The sequence below is a fragment of the Streptomyces sp. NPDC014734 genome, assembly GCF_043083325.1.
GTDB lineage: Bacteria > Actinomycetota > Actinomycetes > Streptomycetales > Streptomycetaceae > Streptomyces.
The window spans coordinates 129,580-149,155 of sequence record NZ_JBIBYN010000013.1; the positions used below are offsets into that span (position 1 = coordinate 129,580).

12 protein-coding genes are annotated in these 19,576 nt (G+C 71.7%); 5 read left to right on the forward strand and 7 right to left on the reverse strand.

What is annotated here, in order from left to right; translation table 11 throughout:
• Nucleotides 1-47 precede the first annotated feature (47 nt).
• Nucleotides 48-425 carry a GntR family transcriptional regulator gene (locus ACF1CT_RS21580; protein ID WP_391785520.1) on the reverse strand — a complete coding sequence of 126 codons (378 nt, stop codon included), beginning with the start codon at nt 423-425 and terminating at the stop codon, nt 48-50.
• Nucleotides 426-494: 69 nt separating this feature from the next.
• Here ACF1CT_RS21580 and ACF1CT_RS21585 point away from each other — a divergent pair, with 69 nt between their 5' ends.
• The 3 genes from ACF1CT_RS21585 to htpG all read left to right on the forward strand — a co-directional run bounded on the left by ACF1CT_RS21585 (nt 495) and on the right by htpG (nt 3,980).
• Nucleotides 495-1,415 carry a GNAT family N-acetyltransferase gene (locus ACF1CT_RS21585; protein WP_391785521.1) on the forward strand — a complete coding sequence of 307 codons (921 nt, stop codon included), beginning with the start codon at nt 495-497 and terminating at the stop codon, nt 1,413-1,415.
• A complete protein-coding gene (locus ACF1CT_RS21590) occupies nt 1,396-1,890 on the forward strand; it encodes a DUF402 domain-containing protein (RefSeq protein WP_391785522.1) in 495 nt (164 codons plus the stop codon). The genes ACF1CT_RS21585 and ACF1CT_RS21590 overlap by 20 nt, the downstream gene beginning before the upstream one ends.
• 158 nt (nt 1,891-2,048) lie before the next feature.
• Nucleotides 2,049-3,980 (forward strand): molecular chaperone HtpG, encoded by a 1,932-nt coding sequence (gene htpG, locus ACF1CT_RS21595; protein WP_391785523.1) that lies wholly within the window; start codon nt 2,049-2,051, stop codon nt 3,978-3,980.
• Between the two features lie 130 nt (nt 3,981-4,110).
• Here htpG and ACF1CT_RS21600 read toward each other — a convergent pair whose 3' ends face one another.
• From ACF1CT_RS21600 to ACF1CT_RS21615, 4 genes are all read right to left on the reverse strand, one after another.
• Entirely contained in the window at nt 4,111-5,658 is a 1,548-nt protein-coding gene (locus ACF1CT_RS21600) for a trifunctional class I SAM-dependent methyltransferase/NUDIX hydrolase/VOC family protein (protein WP_391785524.1), read from the reverse strand.
• A 165-nt stretch (nt 5,659-5,823) separates the two neighbouring features.
• The gene (locus tag ACF1CT_RS21605; RefSeq protein ID WP_391785525.1) at nt 5,824-6,708 is read right to left on the reverse strand and encodes an esterase/lipase family protein; all 885 of its coding nucleotides are present in this window, start codon (nt 6,706-6,708) and stop codon (nt 5,824-5,826) included.
• Nucleotides 6,709-6,919: 211 nt separating this feature from the next.
• Nucleotides 6,920-7,930 carry a hypothetical protein gene (locus ACF1CT_RS21610; protein WP_391785526.1) on the reverse strand — a complete coding sequence of 337 codons (1,011 nt, stop codon included), beginning with the start codon at nt 7,928-7,930 and terminating at the stop codon, nt 6,920-6,922.
• The gene (locus ACF1CT_RS21615; RefSeq protein ID WP_391785527.1) at nt 7,927-11,454 is read right to left on the reverse strand and encodes a DNA polymerase III subunit alpha; all 3,528 of its coding nucleotides are present in this window, start codon (nt 11,452-11,454) and stop codon (nt 7,927-7,929) included. Before ACF1CT_RS21615 ends, ACF1CT_RS21610 begins: the two co-directional genes overlap by 4 nt.
• Nucleotides 11,455-11,661: 207 nt before the next feature.
• Between ACF1CT_RS21615 and ACF1CT_RS21620 the strand changes: the two genes are divergently transcribed.
• A complete protein-coding gene (locus ACF1CT_RS21620; RefSeq protein WP_391785528.1) occupies nt 11,662-12,699 on the forward strand; it encodes a DUF3533 domain-containing protein in 1,038 nt (345 codons plus the stop codon).
• Between the two features lie 477 nt (nt 12,700-13,176).
• Nucleotides 13,177-14,052, forward strand: a complete 876-nt coding sequence (locus ACF1CT_RS21625) for an alpha/beta fold hydrolase (protein WP_391785529.1) — start codon at nt 13,177-13,179, stop codon at nt 14,050-14,052.
• Between the two features lie 45 nt (nt 14,053-14,097).
• Here the strand turns inward: ACF1CT_RS21625 and fxsT are convergent, their stop codons facing one another.
• Together fxsT and fsxC are read right to left on the reverse strand one after the other, a co-directional pair.
• Nucleotides 14,098-18,030, reverse strand: coding sequence for an FxSxx-COOH system tetratricopeptide repeat protein (gene fxsT, locus ACF1CT_RS21630; protein WP_391785530.1), 3,933 nt, complete (start codon nt 18,028-18,030; stop codon nt 14,098-14,100).
• Nucleotides 18,014-19,372, reverse strand: a complete 1,359-nt coding sequence (gene fsxC, locus ACF1CT_RS21635; RefSeq protein WP_391785531.1) for an FxsC protein — start codon at nt 19,370-19,372, stop codon at nt 18,014-18,016. Before fsxC ends, fxsT begins: the two co-directional genes overlap by 17 nt.
• Nucleotides 19,373-19,576 lie beyond the last annotated feature (204 nt).

A 19,576-nucleotide genomic window follows, 5' to 3' on the forward strand; every position in this document is an offset into this window, starting at 1 on the left:
GCGGCCCACCGGCCGGAGCGGCCGACGGGTCCGCCCCTCGCGCCGGCTCAGTGCGCCGCGTACGCCGCCCGTACCGCGTCCTCGGCCAGGGACAGTGCCCCGGCCCGCGACAGGCCCAGCCGCCGGGCCTGCTCGGCGTACTCCCGCGCCGCGTCCGCCGCCTGCCGGTCCGCAGCGTCACCGGCCGCGGCGACGAACGTGCCGTTGCGTCCGCGCGTCTCGATCACCCCGTCGGCCTCCAGCGCCCGGTAGGCCTTGGCGACGGTGTTCGCGGCGAGGCCCAGTTCTTCGGCGAAGCCGCGTACGGTCGGCAGTCTGAAACCGACCGGCAGTGCGCCCGAGCGGGCCAACTCGGAGATTCGCGAACGCAGTTGTTCGTACGGGGCGGTACCGGAGTCCGGATCAAGGACGATCTTGAGAGTCACGCCCCGATTGTCCCCCACCGCGAAAAAACCGGAAGCGGTCCGCACCGGTCCACGCGTACCGTCCGGCCCATGACCGTCCTCGTCCGCGACTTCCTGCCCACCGACGCCGCCGCCTGGGCCCGGGTGGGGCACGCAGCGATGCCCTACCTCGTGACCGTCCCCGAGCAGGCCGTCTTCGACCTCGCCTGCGCCCACCCCGACGAGCACCGTCGGCTGCTGGTCGCCGAGGAGGACGGGGAGATCGTCGCCATCGCCCGGACCGGCCTCGTGCACGAGAGCCCCGAGCCCGGCCAGGCGTTCTGCGACCCGTACACGCATCCGGACCGCACCGGGCGCGGTGCGGGCGGACTGCTGCTGCGGACGGCCGAGGAACACCTCGCGCGGGAGGGCGCGCGGGCCGTCTACTCCTGGGTGCTCGACACCCCGTCGAACCGCGCCTTCGCGGAGAGGCGCGGCTACGCGCCGAGCCGCTCGGCGCATTTCCTCCGCCTCGATCTGGCGGGCGGTCCGCTGCCGCCCCTCCCGTCCCTCCCGGCGGACGCCGAGCTGCGGACCGGGGCGGACTTCGCCGACGATCCGCGCCCGCTCTTCGTGGCGGACGCCGAGGCCACGGCCGACGAACCGAGCGACACCCCGGCCGAACTCGACGACTACGAGGACTGGCTCCGGCGAACCTGGCGCCATCCCGCACTCGACCACGAACTCACCTCGGTCGTGGTGGTGGACGGGGAGGTGGCGTCGTTCACCGCGGCGCGGACCGACGGCGGCACCCGCTACATGTCGGGGATGACCGGCACCGTGCGCGCCCACCGCGGCCGGGGCCTGGCCAAGCTCGCCAAGGCCGACTCGCTGCACCGGGCGCGCGCCGCCGGATACACCGACGCGTACACCGGCAACGACGCGGACAACGGCCCCATGCTGGCCGTCAACCGCTGGTTCGGCTACGAGATCTGTGCCACGGAGGTGCGCCATGTCCGCGAGCTCGGCTGAGAGCGCGGTGACGGTCACCCTCACCAAGGGCGGACGGACCAAGATCAGTTATCCCGCGGAGCTCGCCCACGACGACGGCACCCGCGTCACGGTGCGGGCGGCCTGGGCGGCCCCGGGCGTCCGCGACTTCGGCTTCGTCCGGTTCGAACCCGGCGACGTGTTCACGGAGCACTACTGGCGCGACCGGTGGTACGCCGTGAAGGAGGTCCGTACCGCGTCGGGCGGCCTCAAGGGCTGGTACTGCGACGTCACCCGCCCCGCCGTGCTGCGCGACGGGGAGCTGCTGGTCGAGGATCTGGACCTCGACCTGTGGGTGTCGGCGGACGGCTCGTCCGTGCTGCGGCTGGACGAGGACGAGTTCGAGGAGAGCGGCCTCGCCGACCGGGATCCGGCGTCCGCGGCCGCGGCACGCCGCGCGCTGGACGAGCTGGAGCACCTGGCCCGGACGGAAGGCCTCCCGGTGCCGCCGGCCTGACCTGCGGGGACCCCATGCCGGGGTTCGCTCTCCGGGAACGGGCCCCGGCGGCCGGTCCCCGGACCTGGATTGAGCGAAAGGGTACTTCCGTGATCAACCGCTGATCTAAAGTTCTCAGGTCAGTTCCCCACCCGGTGACCTGAGAAGGAATCACGGATATGCCCACTGAGACGTTCGAGTTTCAGGTGGAAGCGCGCCAGCTTCTGCAGATGATGATCCACTCGATCTACTCGAACAAGGACGTGTTCCTGCGCGAACTCGTCTCCAATGCCTCCGACGCGCTCGACAAGCTGCGACTCGAAGCGCTCCGCGACGACTCGCTCGGCGCGGACGTGTCCGATCTCCACATCGACCTTGAGGCCGACAAACAGGCCCGCACGCTGACGGTGCGGGACAACGGCATCGGCATGTCGCACGACGAAGTGGTCCAGCTCATCGGAACGATCGCGAACTCGGGCACCGCGAAGTTCCTGCGGGAACTCAAGGAGGCCGAGGACTCGGCCGCGGCCGAAGGGCTGATCGGCCAGTTCGGGGTCGGGTTCTACTCCAGTTTCATGGTGGCCGACGAGGTCACGCTGCTGACCCGGAGGGCGGGCGAGGCCCGGGGCACCCGCTGGACGTCGACCGGCGAGGGCACGTACACGATCGAGTCCGTCGACGACGCCCCCCAGGGGACCTCGGTCACGCTCCGGCTCAAGCCGGAGGACACCGATGACCAGCTCCACGACTACTCCTCCCCGTGGAAGATCAGGGAGATCGTCAAGCGTTACTCGGACTTCATCACCTGGCCGATCAGGATGGTCCCGGAGGCCGCCGAAGCGGCGGACGCCGGGGAGGAGTCCGACGACGCCCCGCGCGAGCCCGAGACCCTCAACTCGATGAAGGCCCTCTGGGCGCGCTCGCGCGACGAGGTGTCGGACGACGAGTACCACGAGCTGTACAAGCACATCAGCCACGACTGGATGGCACCGCTCGAAACCGTCCGCCTCCAGGCGGAGGGCACCTTCGAGTACCAGGCGCTGCTCTTCATCCCGTCGCACGCGCCGCACGACCTGTTCATGCAGGGGTACAAGCGCGGCATCCAGCTCTATGTGAAGCGCGTCTTCATCATGGACGACTGCGAAGCGCTGATGCCGCCCTACCTGCGGTTCGTGAAGGGCGTCGTCGACGCGCAGGACCTGTCGCTCAACGTGTCGCGCGAGATCCTCCAGCAGGACCGCCAGATCCAGATGATGCACCGCCGCCTGGCGAAGAAGGTGCTGTCGACGGTCAAGGACATGATGTCCTCCGACCCGGAGCGCTACGCCACGTTCTGGCGGGAGTTCGGCCGCGTCGTCAAGGAGGGGCTGCTGAGCGACTTCGAGAACCGCGACGCCATCCTCAGGATCGCCTCCTTCGCCACGACGCACGACAAGGACGAGCCGACCACGCTGCAGCAGTACGTGGAGCGGATGAAGGAGGGCCAGGAGCACATCTACTTCCTCGCGGGCGAGTCCCGGCAGGCCATCGAGAACTCCCCCCACATGGAGGCGTTCCGGGACAAGGGCGTCGAGGTGCTGCTGCTGACCGATCCGGTCGACGAGGTGTGGGTCGAGGCGGAGCCCGAGTTCGACGGCAGGAAGCTGCGGTCCGTCGCCAAGGGCGAGGTCGACCTCGGCACCGAGGACGAGAAGAAGGAGGCGGCGACCGAGCGGGAGAACCAGCAGCAGGAATACGCGGACCTGCTCTCCTGGATGTCGAAGCAGCTCGACGAGACCGTCAAGGAGGTCCGGCTCTCCTCGCGCCTCACCGTCTCGCCCGCCTGCGTCGTCTCGGACACGCACGACGTGACTCCGGCGCTGGAGAACATGTACCGCGCCATGGGCCAGCCGGTTCCCCACGTCAAGCGGATCCTCGAACTCAACCCGGGACACCCGCTGGTCAGCGGTCTCAACCGGGCGTACGCCGATCGCGGTGAGCAGGACGGCACCGGGCTGGAGGAGACGGCCGAGCTCCTCCACGACCTGGCGCTGCTGGCCGAGGGCGGGGAGCTGGAGGACCCGTCGCGCTTCGTCAGGCTGATGGCCGACCGCCTCGAACGCACCCTGTAGGGGCGAGGGGCACCACCCCGTCGGCCGGACCCGGTTCGCAACCGGGTCCGGCCGAGGCCGTCATCCGGAAGCCTGCCGGACGGCGTCCGGCCTGCCCTTCGGGCAGACGACGCGATTCCCGGAACACGTTTCAATCGCGGGGCCGTTCCCATACGTCGGTGTACGGGTCCGGCTCCTGCGGCGCCGGGCGGGCCTGCCGGACCCCGGCGACCAGCTCCACCTCGTATCCCGCCGCGTCCTCCAGATAGGCGGCGACGTGCTCCTCCCCGCCCGCGTGCGGGTAGCGGTCCGGGAAGAGCTGCCGCCAGCCGTGCTGCGGGGCCCCGGCCACCAGCGCGTCCAGGGTGGCCCGGTCCCGGACGTGGAACGCCAGGTGGTTGAGCCCGGGGCGACAGCGGTCGTGCGTCCCGCCGGTCAGATCGGGCGACTGCTCCACGACCACGTAGCTCCCGCCGCGCCGCCAGCTCCGCCCGTGCTCCCAGTGCTGGTACGGGACATGGCCCAGCTCGCCGAGCAGCCAGCCCCACCCCCGCTCGGCCACCCGCAGATCGGGCACCCACAGCTCGATGTGGTGCACCCCTCCGGTGCCGGCCGCCCCGGCCGGGAGTGCCACCGCGCGCCGGGCGCCGTGCGGCCGGTACGCCACGGGGTCGTCGTCCTCGTGCCAGTGGATCAGGAAGTGCTCACCCGCGCGGTAGCCGTCGAGCCCGGCCCGGCAGTAGGCGACGATGTCGTCCGGGAGCGCGTCCAGCGGGAACCACGCCAGCTCGGAGCACTTGTCCGGCTCGCGGTTGTACGGCGGGCGGGCGGGGTCGTACTCGGCCTCGAAGAACCAGCCGGTGCGGGGACGGGCTCCGGGGCCGCGGTGCTGCATGACCAGCGCGACCCGCAGCTCGTCCGGGCCGAGTTCGACACCGATCTCCTCGGCGGCCTCGCGGATCATCGCCTCGCGAACGTCCTCGCCGTCCTCGACGTGCCCGGACGGGCCGTTGAACAGGCCGTCCGCGTATCCCGTGCCGGCCCGGCGGGCGAGCAGCACGTCCGGTCCCCGACGGAGGATCAGGTGCACGTCGACGACCTCGGTGTGCCGTCGCGGCGGTTCGACGCGGGCGACCAGGGCGTAGCGTTCGTCGTCGACCCGCTTGCCCCACAGGTCCGGGTCGTCGGAGAGCCGTTCGTGGTGGATGCGCTCGGTGAGTTCCGAGAGCAGCCCGGTCAGCCGCCCGGCGGGCAGGCCTGTCCCGTCCCAGACGCCCTCGATCAGGATCAGTCTGCCGCCGGGCCGCAGCAGGGTGAACCAGTGGCGCAGGGCCGCCGCCGGATCGGGCAGCAGCCACACCATGTGCCGGACCATGATCACGTCGAAGCGCTGTCTGCCGACGGGCGGGCGGACCGCGTCCCCGACGAGCACCTCGGTGCCGGTCCCGGCGAGCTTGGCCCGTGCCTGCTCCACCATGCGCGGCGACCTGTCGACGGCGGTGACCCGGTGGCCCTGCCCGGCGACGAGCAGGGCGAGGCTTCCGGTGCCGCATCCCAGGTCGAGCACCTCGGAGCGGCCACCGGGCAGCCAGCTCTCCAGCCGCCTCGCCCAGGCGTGCCGGACCACCGGATCGAGGAGCCCGTGGTCGGGCTCCTCGTCGAAGGAGTCGGCGGCGGAATCCCAGTCGATCGTCGTCATGGGTCGATCGTGCCATCCGTCACCGACAGCGGTGTCCGGTCGGCCGGATTCGTGACGGTCCGGATCGCCGTCGGCCGCCGACGGGTGCGACGCGCGGTGCGGGTGGCCCGCCCGGGACACCGGTGGTTCCCGGACGGGCTCTGCTCGCCACCGCTCCTTCTTCGGCTATCCGATGGCCGAGGCGCAGGTGGTGGGGGTGGCGTGGGCGGGGTCGAGGGCGTTCGCCACCTCGTGGAAGGCGATCCGGTCGATGGTGCCGATCGCCACGTGCTCGGAGAGGTCGACCGGGCACAGGTCCTGGAGCAGGACGTTGCGCACGTCCGGGCCGTCCAGGAACTGGGTGCGGTACGGGGTCACGACCTCGTCGTACCTTGTCGCGATGACGGTGTAGCGCACTCCGGGCACGGTGTCGCCGCCCGCGTTGAGCTTCGTGACGAACGGCGAGCCCGCGACCTGGTCGGCGAGGCCGGGGGTGTGGTCGTTCAGCAGGTCCTCGACGCCCGGGAAGTACGGCAGCAGCTTCGTCAGGCCGAGCAGGGTGGTGCCGTGGTTGTCGGGGGCGATCCCGACCAGGGCGTTCACCTTGGCGGCGCCGCCGAGGAACTTCAGGTAGTAGTTCGGCATCATCCCGCCCTGGGAGTGGCCGACGAGGTCGGCCTCGGGCGCCCCGGTGGCGGCGAGCACCTTGTCGACGAACGAGGCGAGCTGGCCGGCCGACTCGTCGATCGGGCCGAGTCCGTGGAAGACCGGTACGCCGGGCAGCTGACCGTAGTCCAGGGAGTAGACGCAGTATCCCCGGTTGACGAGGTAGGGGGCGAGGACCAGCCAGTTGTCGATGGAGTTCCCGAAGGTCCCGTGGACCAGGACGACCGGGCGGGGGTGGGCCGCGGAGGGTTTGCAGGAGTAGTCGTTCCAGCCGCGGGAGGTGGCGGCGGTGGGGGTGGCGGCGGCCGCGGCGGCGGGGGTGGCGACGGCGGCGACGGCGAGGAGCAGTGCGGCGAGGATCCTTCGGGCACGTGGGGCGCGCGACGCACGGGACCGGGGCAGCATCGTGTGATCTCCTTGCGGCTCAAGGGAGTTGCGATGGGGGGGGGTACGCCCTGCGGCCCGGACCACAAGTGCTGGGGGTTCTGGCAGTTGGTCCACCACGCACTCGGGCGACCTTCTGCATGCTCAGGTCAAGTTACGCATGAGTAGAGTGCCAGGGGAAGTTACGCGTCGGTAAAAACTGACGGTTCACCACGATGGCGGGTCGCCCGGGTCAGTCCGCCGCGAGCCGCCCCGGCACCACGGCCCGCGGGCCGAACCTCTCCCGCAGCCGGTCCGCCACCGCCTCGATCCGGCGTGCCCGTTCGTCCGCCGGGTCGAACGTCAGCTGGTGCGCGGCCCGTTCGGCGTCGGTCAGCCCCTCCGCGCGCAACGCGATCCCCCGGACGCGGGCCCGTTGCAGTCCGAACGAGTCGTGGATCCGGTACGCGAGTGCGGTGAGGGCCGCGGAGTGGGCGGTGGGCTCCGGGAGCGTACGGCCGCGGCTCAGCGTGGCGTATCCGGTCCGGCCCGCGTGACGCACGACGACCGTGAGCCCCCGGCACACCTGTCCGCTCCCGCGCATCCGGGCCCCCAGTTCCTCGGTGAGCGACAGGAGTGCGCGGCGCCGGCGGTCCGGGTCGAGTTCGTCGCGCGGGAAGGTCCGTTCGGCGGCGATCGACCGGGCGGGGGCGCCCGGCACGACCGCCGTGCGGTCGATGCCGCGCGAGCGCTCCCACAGTTCCCGTCCGGTCCGGGCGCCGGTGATCCGTTGCAGGGTGCCGAGCGGGGTGGCCGCGATCCGGCCGACCGAGTCGAGCCCGTAGCCGCGCAGGGTGCGGGCGGTCGCCGTGCCGACGCCGTCCAGTGCCGTGGCCGGCTCCGCCGCGAGGAAACCCGCGCCCCCGCCCCGGGGCACCACGCGGGTCGCTCCGGGCACGGACCGGCGGGCCGCCGCCCGGGCCAGCATCGGGTTCTCCGCGGCGCCGATCACGCAGTCCACACCGTGCAGGGCGAGCGCCCGGACCCGGATCATCGCGGCCAGTCCCTTCGCGTCCTGCCCGAAATAGCGCAGCGCACCGCGCACGTCGGCGAGTGCCGCGTCGGGCGGGGCCGCCTCGATCACCGGGGTGAACGCGCCGAGCAGGGCGAGCATCCCCTCGTATCCGGTGGCGTCCGGGGGGCCTCCGCCTACCCTGCGGAACCGCAGGTACAGGATTCCCGGCTCGTCGGGCGCCGTGCTCATCCCGCGCTCCCCGGGCTCCGGTGCCACAGCTTCCTGCCGGTGGCGACGCCCTCGCCGGGCGGCCGGAGGTCGGCCCAGGGGTTCATCTCGTACCCGGTGGGCATCCGCAGGCGGCGGCCGTCGCCGGCCGTCGCCGGCCCGGCCTCCTCGGTGTCGGGACCGGTTCTCCCGGGGGCGCCCGTCCCCGACGGATCCTCGGCCAGCCGTGCGGCGACCGCGTCGAGTCCGCCGGTGCGCCGCAGCTCGGCCAGCTCCGCCAGGTTCCAGGCGGCCGAGCCGACCACGCTCAGGCTCCGCGGCCCGCGCCGTTGCACCACTCCGCGCACCAGCAGCAGCCAGGAGTGGAAGACGGTGTGCGCGCAGGCGGCGTGGCTGTCGTCGAAGAAGGCGAGGTCGACCAGGCCGGTGCCGTCGTCAAGGGTGGTGAAGACGATCCGGCGGCCGGACCGTACCGGCGGGGTCTGGGTGGCCGCCTTGGCGCCCGCGACCAGCACGGTCTGCCCGTGCCGTGCCTCGCGCAGCCGTCGGGCGGAGACCGCTCCGAGTTCCTTCAGGAACACGTGGTGATCGTCCATCAGATGACGGGAGACGTCCATGCTCAGGACGCCCAGCTCGGCGCTGAGGCGTTCGGCCTCGTTGAGGTCGGGCAGCCCGATGGTGCCGGTCCGGCGCCCGCCGTCGAGCGGGAGCTGCGTACCGGCGCCGGAGCCCGCGCCCCGGCGGTCGCCGTGCAGCTCGGACAGGTGCAGCAGCAGATCGCGCCGGTTGGCGCCGAACGTGTCCAACGCGCCGACCTGGGCCAGCCGTTCGGCGACCGGCCTGCCGGGCCTCGCCCGCTGCCAGAAGTCCAGCAGCGAGGTGTAGGGCTGTCCGGCCTCGATCCGGGCGGTCTCGGCCCCGCTGATGCCGTGGACGTCCGAGAGCGCGAGCCGCACCCCCCAGAGCCCGCCCCCTCCCCCGCCATCAGACACCAGTTCGATTCTATGAGTGGCCGTCGACCGGTTCACGTCCAGCCCCAGCACCGGCACCCCGCGCCGTCGCGCGTCCGCGAGCAGCAGCCGCTTCGGGTACATCCCGGGGTCGTGGGTGAGCAGCCCGGCGTAGAAGGCCGCCGGGTGGTGCGCCTTGAGCCAGGCCGACTGGTACGTCGGCACGGCGAAGGCGACCGCGTGCGCCTTGCAGAAGCCGTAGCTGCCGAACGCCTCGATGATCTCCCAGGTCCGGACGATCACGTCGGCGGCGTACTTCCGCTCCGCCGCGCGCTGCGCGAACCACACCTTGATCCGGTCCTGCGATTCGGGGTCGGAGAGCCCCCGCCGCACCCGGTCGGCCTCGTCCCGGCCGCAGCCGGTCATGATGTCGACGATCTCGATGATCTGCTCGTGGAAGACGACCACCCCGCAGGTCTCGCGCAGCGGTCCCTCCAGGTCCGGATGCGGGTAGCGCACGGGCGCCCGGCCGTGCCGGGCCTCGATGAACGGCCGCACCATGTCGGCGGCGACCGGCCCGGGGCGGAACAGCGAGATGTCGACCACCAGGTCGTGGAAGTCGGCGGGCTGGAGCCTGCCGACCAGATCGCGCTGGCCCGGCGACTCGATCTGGAAGCACCCCAGTGTCTCGGCGCTCCTGATCAGCCGGTACGTCTCCGGGTCCCCCGGCGGCACGGCGTCCAGGTCCACGTCCCGGCCCGAGGCCCGGCCGATCTCGGCGACCGCGTGCGCCATCGCCGACTGCATCCGCACACCCAGCACGTCGAGTTTGAGCAGCCCCAGGTCCTCCACGTCCTCCTTGTCGAACTGCGCCATCGGGAAGCCTTCCCCGCCGGTGGGCACGACGGGCACCCGGTGCCGCAGGGAGGCGTCCGAGAGGAGCACCCCGCACGGGTGCATGGCGACGCCGCGCGGCAGGCCGTCCAGTGCCTCCACCAGTTCCCAGAGCCGCCCGTAGCGGCCCTTCTCCCGTGCCACGTCACGCAGTTCGGGCAGTTCCTCCAGGGCCGCGCGGGCGTCGCGGGCCCGGATGTGCGGGAACGCCTTGGCGAGCCGGTCGGTCTCGGCCGGGTTCATGGAGAGCGCGGCGCCGACGTCCCGGATGGCGTGCCGCACCCGGTAGGTCTCGGGCATGGCGACGGTCGCGACCCGTTCGGCGCCGAAGCGTCCGATGATCGCGCGGTAGACGTCGAGCCTGCGGGCGGACTCGACGTCGATGTCGATGTCCGGCAGCACGGCGCGGCGCTCGGAGAGGAAGCGTTCCATCAGCAGCCCGTGCTCGACCGGGTCGGCCTGCGCGATCCCGAGGAGGTGGTTGACCAGGGATCCCGCACCGGAGCCCCGGGCCGCCACCCGGACCTTCATCTCCCTTACGTCGTCCACGACTTGAGCGACCGTCAGGAAATAGGAGGCAAAGCCGTGGTACGCGATGATGTCCAGTTCCCGGCGCATCCGCTCCCAGTAGTCGCGCCTGCGGTCGTAGCCGCGCAGCACCATGCCGGCGGCGGCGCGGGAGGCCAGCACCCGCTGGGCGGTACGGTGCTCGGCGCCGACGAGGCGCGGTTCGGGGAAGTGGACGGTGCCGAGGCCGAGGTCGCCCCCGGGGTCGACGACGCAGGAGTCGGCGGTGCGCCGGGTCTCCGCGAGCAGCCGCGCCCCGGCTCCCTGCCCGAGCCCGGCGGCGGAGGTGATCCGTTCGGCGGTCTCCGCCATCGCGCGGGTGTCCTTCAGCCAGCGCTCGCCGCTGTCCAGCGGGGCGCGGCGGGGATCGACGGGGACCAGTCGGCGGGCCGCGTCGAGTACGTCGGCGACCGGGCCCTGCCCGGGATCGGCGTACCGGACGGCGTTGGTCAGCACGGCCCGCACCCCCTGTTCGGCGGCGAGGCCGACGGTACGGGCGGCGAGCCGCAGCGATCCGGGGCCGGTGCCCTCGCGTCCGTGGTGGACGGCTTCGAGACGCAGGTCGTCGCCGTGCACCTCCCGCCAGCGGGCGAGCAGCGCGGCGGCCAGGTCCGGGCGGCCGGCGGCCAGCGCCCGGCCGACGTCCGAGGCGGGTCCGAGCAGCACGACGAGCCCCTCACCGGACAGCACGGACCGGTCGACCAGGGGTTGTCCGGCCCCGGCGCGCCCGGCTCCCGTCCCGGCGTGCGCGGCGGTGACGAGGCGGCACAGTTCCGCCCAGCCCCGCGCACCGTCCCGGGCGAGAAAGGTGGCCCGGGGTGCGGATTCGTCGACAAAGGCGCCGCCGCGGACCGGGGTCCGCAGCCGATGCGCACGTCCGCCCTCTCTCGTATCCTCCGCCGCCCCGGACCCTGCCGCGGCCCCCACCGCGAGGTCCACCCCGAAGACCGGCCGCACCCCGGCCCGCTCGCACGCCCTGGCGAAGCGGACCGTCCCCGCGAGCGTGTCGCGGTCGGTCAGCGCGAGGGAGTCCATCCCCCGTTCCGCGGCGCGCCGCGCCAGCCGTTCCGGGTGCGAGGCCCCGTACCGCGGGGAGAATCCGGAGACGGTACGCAGATGCGTGAACCCTGGCACCCGCACCTCCTGGACCGATCCGTACTCACCACCCCCTCGCTCTCCACCATAAACCAAGTTTCGAACATTCGTACGATACCCGAGGCGGGGCGGACCGGGGCCGCACAGGACACGCCCCCGGACCCGGACACCTCCCCCTCCGCTCCCGTTCACCCGTTCGGCCCAGCCCCACCTGCACCGGCGGCCGACACCCCGGAGCGTGGGGACATGACTTTCGTCGACGAGGTGAAGAACGCCGTCACCCCACGGGCCGCCGTGCTCGTCATCGGTGTACTCGCGCTGCAACTGCTGTTCATCGCCTCCTACGTCGGAGCACTGCACCGGCCGAAACCGACGGACGTCCCCTTCGGGGTCGTCGCCCCCCGGCAGATGTCCGCACAACTCCTGACCGAGCTGAAGAACCTCCCGGGCGGCCCGCTGGACCCCCGCGCGCTCACCGACGAGGCCACGGCCCGCGAGCAGATCATGAACCGCGAGATCGACGGCGCCCTGATCGTCGACCCCGCCTCCACCACCGACACCGTCCTCGTCGCCTCCGGCGGCGGCACCGCCATGGCCGACACTCTGACCAGGATCGTCACGAAGGCGGACGGGGCCCGGCAGCGCACGGTACGGCCCGTGGACCTGGCCCCCGCCTCCGGCCAGGACTTCAACGGGATCTCGTCCTTCTACCTGGTCGTGGGCTGGTGCGTGGGCGGCTACCTCTGCGCGTCGATCCTGGCCATCAGCGCCGGCGCCAAACCCGCCAACCGGCAGCGCGCCCTGATCCGGACCGGCGTCATGGCGCTGTACTCCGTCGTCGGCGGCATCGGCGGCGCGCTCATCATCGGCCCGATCCTCGGCGCACTGCCCGGAAGCTTCTGGGGCCTGTCGGGGCTGGGGGCGCTTACCGTCTTCGCGGTCGGCATGCTCACCCTCGCCCTCCAGGCCCTCACCGGCATCGTCGGCATCGGCCTGGCCGTGCTGGTCGTGGTGATCGCGGGCAACCCGAGCGCCGGCGGCGCCTTCCCGCTGCCGATGCTCCCGGACTTCTGGCGGGCGATCGGCCCCGCGCTGCCGCCCGGGGCCGGTACCTGGGTGGCCCGCTCGATCGCCTACTTCCGGGGCAACGCGATCACCGGGCCGCTGCTGGTGCTGTCCGCGTGGGCGGTGGCGGGCACCCTCGTCACCTGCCTGATCGCCATGCGCCGCACCCCGCAGGACATCGCCGACCCCCCGCCGCCGTTCGGCTCGACGGTCGACTGACCCGGCCGCCTCCGTACGGGCCGCGCCCCGTCCCCTTCTCCGTCGAGGGGCGCGGCCCCGGCCGGATGTCGTCGTGGTCCTGGCCGACGGCCGGACACGCCGGCCGAGCGCACGGCCCCGTGCCGGACGGTGGCGGGCCTGTTCCTTTTGCGGACCGGTCCTCCGCATCCCGCGGAACGAATGGACCGCCTTCGTCGCACGGACACGCGCGGCCGGATAACGCCTGTCGAATCCTGGTCCGTTCCTGGGCTCGCGCGCACCGCTCCAGGGGTGCGCGGGGCCCATGACCGGGCCATTTCCTGCCCGAGGGCGCAGACCATCACGGTCCGTGTGCATTCCGACCGCCGTCCTCCGCGCCCCCTGAGCCGGGCACTGTTTCCCAACACGCCGTCCCGGTAAGGGCTTTGATGAGCCATCATCGATTCGGGGCGGGAAAGTCGGGCACGTCGTGCCCGCACCAAACGGAGGAGGCACGGAGTGCGAAGCCGGGTGCGCGCGGAGGACGGGCGGCATCTGATGGTGGAGCGTCTGGGGGACCCACGCGGCAGACCGGTCTTCCTGCTGCACGGGATGCCCGGCAGCAGGCTGGGGCCGGCGCCGCGCGGCATGGTGCTGTACCAGCGCAAGACCCAGCTGATCGCCTACGACCGACCGGGCTACGGGGATTCCGACCGGCTGCCGGGCCGTTGTGTCGCCGACGCCGTCCAGGACGTGCGGGCCATCGCGGACCACCTGGGCCTCGAACGGTTCGCCGTGGTGGGCCGGTCCGGCGGCGCCCCGCACGCCCTCGCCTGCGCGGCACTGATGCCCGAGCGGGTGACCCGTACCGCCGCGCTGGTCGGGCTGGCCCCCTGGGGCGCCGACGGCCTCGACTGGTTCGAGGGGATGGCCGCGTCCAACGTACTGGCCTACTCCACCGCTGCGGCCGACCCGGACGGGCTCGCCGAGTCGTTCATCTCACGGTCGGCGGTCATCAGGAAGAACCCGGTCCGGCTGATCGACGACCTGCGCCGGGAACTCACCGACTCCGACCGGATGGTGGTCAACGACGCCGGCGTCCGCTCCATGCTGCTGCGGAACTACCGTGAGGGGCTGCGCACCTCGGCATGGGGCTGGATCGACGACGCGATCGCGTTCAGTCGTCCGTGGGGGTTCGATCCGTCGGACATTCCGGGTCCGGTGATGCTGTGGCACGGCGAGAAGGACGTGTTCTCGCCGGTGGGGCACTCGCGCTGGCTGGCCGGGCGCATCCCGAACGCCACCGTGGTGCTGGAGCCGGCCGCGGCGCACTTCGACGCCCTGCACGCCCTGCCCAGCATCCTCAACTGGCTGCTGGAGCCGCTTGCCGAGTGAAGGCAGGGGGGAGCGTCCGGCGATTCGCCGGACGCTCCCCCTCGTTCAGACCTGCATCGGTTCGAGTTCGCGCTCGAACCGGTTCTCGTTGCGGGCGATCTTCGTCATCGGATGGTCGTCCCCGAGCTGCCGGGACAGTTCGTCGCCGGTCTCCGCCCTCAGCCGCACGGCCTCGTCATGGCGCCCCATCGCGTCGAGCGTGACCGCCATGTTCGACATCATGGCCAAGGTCTCCGGATGGTGTGCCCCCAGTACGTGCCTGAGCTGCCCGGACAACTGCCGCTCGGTCCTCAGGACGATGTCGAGATCGCCCTGCTCGGCCGTCACGTTGGCCAGGTTCATGACGCAGAACAGGGTGTTGGGGTGCTCCTGCCCGTACACCTCCCGCATCGACGCGACCACCCGGGTCAGCACCTGCTCCGACTCCTCCACCGCACCGACACCCAACTGGTAGACGGCAAGGTTGTTCAGCGCCGCCAGGGTGTACGGATGTTTCTCCCCCGGCACCTTCACGTACTGGTCGACGACCTGCTGCGCGGTGTCCCTGGCCTCGACGGTCTCGCCCGCCGCGTACAGGTCGGCCGCCAGATTGAGGTCGCAGGCAAGCCATTCCGGGTTGGCGGCCGTGTACTTGGCCCGGTACCTGGCCAGGGTGGCGGCCGTGAGCCTGCGGGCATCCTCCAGTCTGCCCGCCCTCCGCAGTGACACGGCCAGGCTCTTCGCCGCGCTCAGTGTGCCGGGGAACGCCCTGCCGAGCGTGGCCTTGTAGCTGTCGTACGTACGGCTGAGGATGCCGACGGAGTCCTCGTACCGCCCCACGTCACGCAGGTCGCGGGCGAGGTTCATGGCCGAGGACAGGCTGTACGGATGTTCCGCGCCGAGCACCTCCACCCGCCGGTCGAAGACGTCCTGGTCGATCTCCCGGGCCCTGGCGTACTGCCCGATGGACCGCAGGGTGAACGCCAGGTTGTTCGCCGCCGCCAGGGTCCTGGGGTGCGACTCGTGGAAGATCTGGTTGAACCCGTCGGTGGCCTCGGTCGCCAGCTCGATCGCCCTGGTGTACTCGCCGAGCGTGCCGAGGTCCGTCGCCAGGCTGCTGGTGCTCATGTAGGTGTGCGGATGCTCCGGCCCCAGCACCTCCTGCTGCATGGCCAGCGTGACCTCGTCCAGCTCCCGCGCCTCCACGTAACGCCCGCGCGAGCGGTAGATGTTGGCGAGGTGGAAGCAGAGGTAGAGGTACTGGATGTCCCGTTCCCCCAGCGTCTCCTTCCAGATGGCGCGCAGTTCCTCGCAGAGGGCTCCCGCGGTCCGGAACTCGCCGCGCTTCCAGAGGTAGCGGACCCGGTCGATCAGCAGCCGACGCGCCTCGGGCTCCTTGCAGTTGCGGGCGTCGGAGGGGGCGAGGTGCGGCCAGATGGTCGCGAACTGCGGCCACGTCGAGGGGTTGTCGATCGGCTCGTCGTCATCGGGCCGGGCACCCGCGAGGATGCGGTGCACGGCGTGCCGGGCGTCGCGCTGCTCCTCCTCGCTGAGCTGTGCCCGGATCACGGCCTGGACGAGCCGGTGCACCTGGATGGAGTTGGAGACCTGGTCGACCTTGGCGAGGGCGAACCTGCCGATCTCCCGGATGACCCGGCCCAGCACCAGCTTCTCCTGGAGCGAGGCGTCGTACGGTTTCAGCGCCTCGATCATCTCCTTGCTGTAGAGGAGGTTCCCGGAGATCGGCTCCGGGGCGAAGAAGGCACAGAGCTGGAGCAGCCGCACCGCGGCCGGCGAGCGCTCCTTGAGCCGTTCGATGGAGATGTTCCAGGTCGCGGCGACCGGCTGCGGGTAGCCGGCCGGCTGGTTGAGCGCCAGGACCTCGGGGGCCTGCTGTGCCAACTGCTCCAGGTAGGTGTCGATCGGGGTGGCGGTCTCCGCGATCCAGGCCGCCGCCTGCTCGACGGCCAGCGGCAGGTCGCCGACCGCGGTGGCCACCTGGGCGGCGTCCTCGTCGCTCAGCCCCGGAGCCCGGCGCTGGAGGTGTTCGATGGACTCCTCGCGCAGGAAGACGTCGACGGGCAGGGCGTCGCCGTGCTGGGACCACGCCTGGTTCCGGGACGTGACAAGGATGTGCCCGGAGCCGCCCTGCGGGAAGTACCGCCTCAGCCGCTCGGGGTCGTCGGCGTTGTCGAAGACCAGCAGCCAGCGGTCCGAGGGGACCCCGCGCCGCAGCAGGTCCACGGCCTCCTGCGAGGCGGCCGCCATGTCGTCGCCGCCCTGGGCGCCGAGCCGCACGGCCAGCTCGGCGAGCGAGGCGACCACGTCGTCGGTCTGCTCCGAGGATATCCACCAGACCAGGTCGTAGTCGGCCATGAAGCGGTGCACGTACTCCAGCGCGACCTGGGTCTTGCCGACGCCGCCGAGCCCGTACAGGGTCTGCGGCTGCGGCAGCACCACGGCCATGCCGCCGCCGAGCTGGTCACGCATCCGCTCCAGGACCAGGGAACGGCCGGTGAAGCCCGGGTTGCGGGGCGGGGCGTTCCAGATCCTGGGCACCGTGCCGGGGAAGCGCGGCCCGGGCGACACACCGTCGGTGAGCTGGACGGGCCGGTCGAGGGCACGCAGCAGCACGGCGGTGGCGTGCACCTCGTCGAGCCGGAAGAGGTCGACGGGGTTGCGGTCGATGTAGGCCGCGGACAGCCGTACGTCACCGACCCTCAGCGGCAGGAGCTGGCGCCGGCCGCCGCCGGGGTCCTCCGCCACCGCCCGGTCCCAGAGGCTCACCGCGCGCTGCGACTTGAGGTACGCGCTGGACAGCAGCACCACGGTGCGGGCCGCGTTCTCCGCGACGCCCGCCGGTTCCGATTCCTCCCGCTCGGCGGACACGTCGCGCGGCACGACCCGGAACCCGGCCCGGGTGAGCACGGACTCGATCCAGTCGGCCCACATCCGGTTCTCCGCCACGTAGCTGAGGAAGAGGTCCGCGGGCAGTGCGGGCCTGCGCCGGGTGAACGCGTCCCTGATGCGCAGCCGCACCTCTTCGCCGACCGGTGGCATCGAGGTGACCTGCTGGTCGGTGATGACCGAGGTGAGCCGTTCGAAGGCGGAGAGCAGCGAGTTGGTGAGTCCCGCCTCGTCGCCGAAGGTGGCGAGGGTCTCCTCGTAGGCGTAGTAGGGGCGGTAGGGAATCTCCACCGCGCCCCAGTAGGCGGTGAGTTCGTCGCCGGACAGGTCGCGGGGCAGCCGGTCGAACTTCAGCCGGGCCAGGGCCCGTCCGGCGTCGGCCTTCTCCTTCTCGCCCTCGTCGATGCGCATCGGGACGGGATAGATCGCGATGGGGCGGCCGGTGTAGCGCTCGGAGATCTGGCGGGCGACGGAGGCGGCGCCGTCGATGGACTGGTCGCTGAGCGTGAAGCAGTCGACGAGGACGTCGGGCAGGTGGACGGTGCAGATGTCGGCGATGTCGCTGAGGCCGGTCCGGCTGTCGATCAGGACGTAGTCGTAGTTGGCCTTCATGTCCGCGCGCAGGGCGTCGAAGAAGTGGCCGCCGCCGAGCCGGTCGTAGAAGTTGTCCCAGTCGAAGGTGGAGACCGTCGCTGAGTATTCGCGGTTCTGGCGTCCCGCGGAGACGAAGTCGAGGGTGCCGCCCTGCGGGAACTCCCAGCCGAGCGCCTCGGGGGCGAGGGAGACGGCGTGCGGCTGGATGCGGGCGTAGTCGCGGTGCCAGTCGTCGGCGCGCTGGGCGGGACTGGTCGCGGCCCACGCGTATTCGGTGATCAGGTCGATGACGCCGGTGGTGGCACCGAGCGTCGAGGGGTCGAGGAAGGGGTGGAAGAACCGGTGCAGCCCCGGCGCCTCCAGGTCCCAGTCGACGGCCAGTACCCGCTTGCCGTTGGCGGCGAGTATCCAGGCGGTGTTGGCCAGGGCCATGGTGCGCCCGGTGCCGCCCTTGTACGAGTAGAAGGTGACGATGCGCCCGTCACGACCGGCCGTCATCCGTGTCCTCCGCGTCCGTCGCAGGGTCGTGTGTCTCGGGGATGTAGTTCGTCTGCGCCATGGGCCCCATCAACCGTGTCCGTTCGGTGTGGCCGCCTCCGGTGGCGGGTGGGTAGACCGCCGCGTGTCTCAGGTACTGCTGGGCGGCCACCTCGACCACCTGCGGCAGGATCTGCCCGAACGCCTCCATGCTGGGCACTCCCTTGGCGGCGGCCCGGCAGAAGGCCCGCCCCTGGCTCATCTTGGTCGGCATGGTCCGTTCGAGCTTCTCGGTGAGTTCGGCCTCGGCCGCCCTGCTCTCGAAGTCCTCGCGGTTCCACGGCACGACCAGCGTCACCCAGGGACGGTTCTCGGCGTCGAAGGCGGCGAGCCGTCGGCACCGGTCCTCGTCCTGCAGGGCCCAGCGGTCGACGAGAAGGATCTCCGGCCTGCTGGGCACGTGCTTGCCCTCGGGGTGCCCGGACTCCTCGTCGAAGGAGGAGATGGTGGCCTGGTAGTTGAGGGAGCGCACCAGGTCCTCGGCTATGTACGCCAGCGGGCGGGCGGCGACCGGGTGGTAGGGGTTCCAGTCCTGCGGGGTGTCGCCGTAGTAGTCGGCGTTGCGCCCCTCGGGCAGGTCGTGCCGGGTGGGCGCGGCGATCGTCACCTGCATGGGGCGGGGGGCGACGGTGCTGTTCGGCGGGCCGAAGGCGCTGGGGGCCAGCCGGTAGTCGACGGGGCGGCCGGTGCCGATCCGTATGGTGTCCGCGACATTGACGATGCGCTTGGCGAGTTCGTACACCGCGCGCTCGTACTCCTCGGCGAAGAGCCTGAGTTTGATGAGCCCGTAGAGTCCGTCGCTGACGTAGCGGTCGCCGAAATCACGGTGATTGAATTGCAACCGTTCGGCGGGGCCGGGGAGTTGGCTGGGCGGAACCGGAACCCAGAGCGCCGGGACGATCGCCTCGGCGCGCTGGTTGGAGCGGGCACGATGATGAATGGCCCGTTGCGCGAAGGCGTACCACTCCTTGCCGCACATCTCGCTGGCGAAGTAGCGCGGTGAGAACAGCGGGACGAAGACCCGGCAGGTGGCGAGCACCTCGCCGAGCCGTTCGGACCAGCCCTCACCGGAGCGTATCTCGCGGTCGATGAACCCGGCGGGCGCGCCGGCGGGCAGATCGGTCATGGCCATCACATGGCCGCAGAGATCCTGGAAGAGACGCTCGACCCACATGTCGGGGTCCGTGCCACCGCCGTACCCCGGTGTGTGGGCGTAGCTCAAGAAGAAGTACGGCCGATGGTCCGCCACTCGCTGTTGCGTTGTTGCGTGCACACGACCCCCGTCCTGTGTGAGCACCCGCATCCGGGAAGTGAGGTGAGGTGAATGCGAGCGAATTCATCATTCCGGAGCGGAGGTTGCTCCACTCCCATGGCGTTCGGTCATTCAACGCCGGTTTCCGGTCACGCGTTCCCGGATTCAGTGAATGATTTCCTTGATCGAATTCGGTCTGTGCCGCATTCTCCCCTGTTGCCCCATGCGTACCGCCCCTCTCGGTCGAACAGGAAT

Excerpts from the sequence above, each read along its gene's own strand:
- ACF1CT_RS21610 (WP_391785526.1), bottom strand. The coding sequence starts at position 7,930 with ATGAGCACGGCGCCCGACGAGCCGGGAATCCTGTACCTGCGGTTCCGC.
- fxsT (WP_391785530.1), bottom strand. The coding sequence starts at position 18,030 with ATGACGGCCGGTCGTGACGGGCGCATCGTCACCTTCTACTCGTACAAG.
- ACF1CT_RS21620 (WP_391785528.1), top strand. The coding sequence starts at position 11,662 with ATGACTTTCGTCGACGAGGTGAAGAACGCCGTCACCCCACGGGCCGCC.
- ACF1CT_RS21585 (WP_391785521.1), top strand. The coding sequence starts at position 495 with ATGACCGTCCTCGTCCGCGACTTCCTGCCCACCGACGCCGCCGCCTGG.
- fsxC (WP_391785531.1), bottom strand. The coding sequence starts at position 19,372 with ATGCGGGTGCTCACACAGGACGGGGGTCGTGTGCACGCAACAACGCAA.
- ACF1CT_RS21600 (WP_391785524.1), bottom strand. The coding sequence starts at position 5,658 with ATGACGACGATCGACTGGGATTCCGCCGCCGACTCCTTCGACGAGGAG.
- htpG (WP_391785523.1), top strand. The coding sequence starts at position 2,049 with ATGCCCACTGAGACGTTCGAGTTTCAGGTGGAAGCGCGCCAGCTTCTG.
- ACF1CT_RS21590 (WP_391785522.1), top strand. The coding sequence starts at position 1,396 with ATGTCCGCGAGCTCGGCTGAGAGCGCGGTGACGGTCACCCTCACCAAG.
- ACF1CT_RS21605 (WP_391785525.1), bottom strand. The coding sequence starts at position 6,708 with ATGCTGCCCCGGTCCCGTGCGTCGCGCGCCCCACGTGCCCGAAGGATC.